Source organism: Micromonospora sp. KC213 (assembly GCF_004348325.1).
GTDB lineage: Bacteria > Actinomycetota > Actinomycetes > Mycobacteriales > Micromonosporaceae > Micromonospora.
Map to the genome: position 1 here is coordinate 1 of NZ_SMKF01000308.1, position 2,757 is coordinate 2,757.

3 protein-coding genes are annotated in these 2,757 nt (G+C 72.3%); all 3 read right to left on the bottom strand.

Annotated elements, in window-relative coordinates; all coding sequences use genetic code 11:
- On the bottom strand, window positions 1–975 hold a 975-nt coding region (locus E1166_RS30085; protein ID WP_165944466.1), incomplete at its 3' end, for a ScpA family protein.
- A gap of 23 nt (window positions 976–998) precedes the next feature.
- On the bottom strand, window positions 999–1,922 hold the full coding sequence (locus tag E1166_RS30090; RefSeq protein ID WP_132271126.1) for a ParA family protein: 924 nt from the start codon (window positions 1,920–1,922) through the stop codon (window positions 999–1,001).
- Between the two features lie 223 nt (window positions 1,923–2,145).
- The coding region (locus E1166_RS30095) for a tyrosine-type recombinase/integrase (RefSeq protein ID WP_165944467.1) at window positions 2,146–2,757 on the bottom strand (612 nt) is incomplete at its 5' end.

Genomic DNA, 2,757 nt, shown 5'->3' on the forward strand with positions numbered 1-2,757 from the left:
GCACATCGACGAGTACGCGGGTTCCGGGGAACCCGCGTACTCGTCGATGTGCAGGTCCGCGCCGCCGTTGACGGGGCCGGTCCAGCGTACGGTCAGCTCCTCCAGCGCCTGATCCTGCAGGAAGGAGACCAAGCCCTGCCGGTACAGCTCCAGCAGCGCCAGGAACCGGGCCACCACCTCCAGGGTGATCTCGCAGTCGACGCAGAGCTGGGTGAAGCTGGCAGTGCCGGCCCGGCGCAGCCGCCCAGCGATGATCTCGGCGTGTTCGCGGACGCTGACCCGGACCATGTGCACGTGGGCGATGGACACCTCGGGCGTCGGCTTCGGGGTCATCGCCCGGATCGCGAGCGTCCGCAGCCGGTCCGGTCCGATACCGAGCACCAGGTCGGGCAGTGCCTCGGCGTACCGGGGCTCCAGGGTGACCGCGCGCGGATACCGCCGGCCGCCGACCGCCTCCAGCTCGGCGATGTGCGCCGCCGCCTCCTTGTACGCCTTGTACTGCAGAAGCCGGGCGAAGAGCAGGTCCCGCGCCTCCAGCAGGACAAGGTCCTCCTCGTCCTCCACCTCGGCGGCCGGCAGCAGGCGGGCCGCCTTCAGGTCGAGCAGGGTCGCGGCGACGAGCAGGAACTCGCTGGTCTCGTCGAGGTCCCACTGATCGCCCAGCGCCCGGAGGTAGGCGATGAACTCGTCGGTGACCCGGTGCAACGCCACCTCGGTCACGTCGAGTTTGTGCTTGCTGATGAGCTGGAGCAGCAGGTCGAAGGGGCCGGTGAAGTTGGCCAGCCGGACGGTGAAGCCGGCGCTCTCCTCCGCCGGCTGCGGCACGTCGACGGTGCCCTGAGACGGCACGTCCGCGGCACCCCGAGACGGCATGTCCGCGGCACCCGGCGACGACGGAGCAGAGGGCTCGGCCGACTGCGGAGGGCTCGCGGGCGGGTCGAGGGGTGGCGCGGTCACCGGGAGACCGTAGTCCACGTCGCGGGCGTCCGGCGTTCCGGCTACCGCTCCGCCTGGGCGGCAATCACCTCGCGGGCCAGTTGGCGGTAGTTGCGGGCGCCGGAGGAAGCCGGGTCGAGGGTGGTGATGGGTGCGCCGGCCACCGTGGACTCGGGGAACTTCACCGTCTTGGTGATCACGGTCTGGTAGACCTTGTCGCCGAACGCCTCGACCACCCGCTGGAGCACCTGGCGGCAGTGCGTGGTGCGGCTGTCGTACATGGTGGCCAGGATGCCCTCGAGTTCGAGGTCGAAGTTGAGCCGCTCGCGTACCTTGTCGATGGTGTCCAACAGCAGCGCCACCCCGCGCAGACTGAAGAACTCGCACTCGAGCGGGATGAGCACCCCGTGCGCCACGGTCAGCGCGTTGATCGCCAGCAGACCCAGCGAGGGCTGGCAGTCGATCAGGATGTAGTCGTACTCCTTGCGAACCTGCTTGAGCACCCGGGCCAGGGCCATCTCCCGGGCGACCTCGTTGACCAACTGGATCTCGGCGGCGGAGAGGTCGATGTTCGCCGGCAGCAGGTGCAGCCCGGCGACGTCCGTCTTGATCAGGACGTCCTCGGCGATGACGTCGTCCTGCATGAGCAGGTTGTAGACGGACAGGTCGAGGTTGTGCGGGTTGACGCCGAGGCCGACGGAGAGTGCGCCCTGCGGGTCGAAGTCCACCAGCAGCACCCGGCGGCCGTACTCGGCGAGCGCGGCGCCCAGGTTGATCGTGGTGGTGGTCTTGCCGACCCCGCCCTTCTGGTTGGCCATCGCGATGATCCGGGCCGGGCCGTGCCGGTCGGTGGGCATCGGCTCCGGGATGGGCTTGCGCATCGTGTACGCGGCCGGGTCCGCCGGACCCAGGTCCGCGCCGAGCGAGGCCTGTTGTTCGCGGAGCTCCGACGTCCAGGCGTCGGCACGGTCACCGTTGCCAGCCATGTTCTTCGTTGCCCCCTCCCGACGACCACCCGGCGTCGGAGCCGTCCGACGTCCTTCGCGGCGCCGCTGCGCACCCCGGTTGTCGCCCCAGGAGGTCCGCGCCGATGCCGACTGTACGCCACCGACCAGCGACGCGTCCGGTACCGCTCCGGCGTGTCGGCCGTCGCGGCCGCTCAACGCCCCGCCGGCGCCGCCCGGGACCGCCGGGCTGGCCCGCCGGCGGTCAGCCGCGGGCGCGCGGATGGGCGGTGGCGTACACCTCGCGCAGCCGGTCCACGGTCACCAGGGTGTAGACCTGCGTGGTGGTCACCGAGGCGTGGCCGAGCAGTTCCTGCACCACCCGCACGTCCGCGCCGCCGTCGAGCAGATGGGTGGCGTACGAGTGGCGCAGGGTGTGCGGAGAGACCGCGTGCGGGCCGGTCACCGGCAGTCCGGCCCGCTCTGCGGTGCGGCGCAGCACCATCCAGGCGCCCTGTCGGGTCAACGGGCCACCCCGGGCGTTGACGAAGACCGCCGGGGTGCCCCGCCCGGCGGCGACCAGCCCCGGTCGGGCCCGGACCAGCCAGGCGCGCAGCGCCGCCACCGCGTGCCCGCCGACCGGGACGAGCCGGGTGCGGCCGCCCTTGCCGCGCAGCAGCACGGTGCCCTCGTCGACGTCGAGGTCGTCCACGGCTGCGCCGACCGCCTCGGAGATCCGCGCGCCGGTTCCGTACAGGAACTCCAGCAGCGCCCGGTCGCGCAGCGCCAGGGCCGCGCCGTCGCCGGCGGCGGTGACCGCGCCGGCGGTCTCCAACAGGCGGACCACGTCGTGCACCGGCAGCGCCCGGGGCAGCCG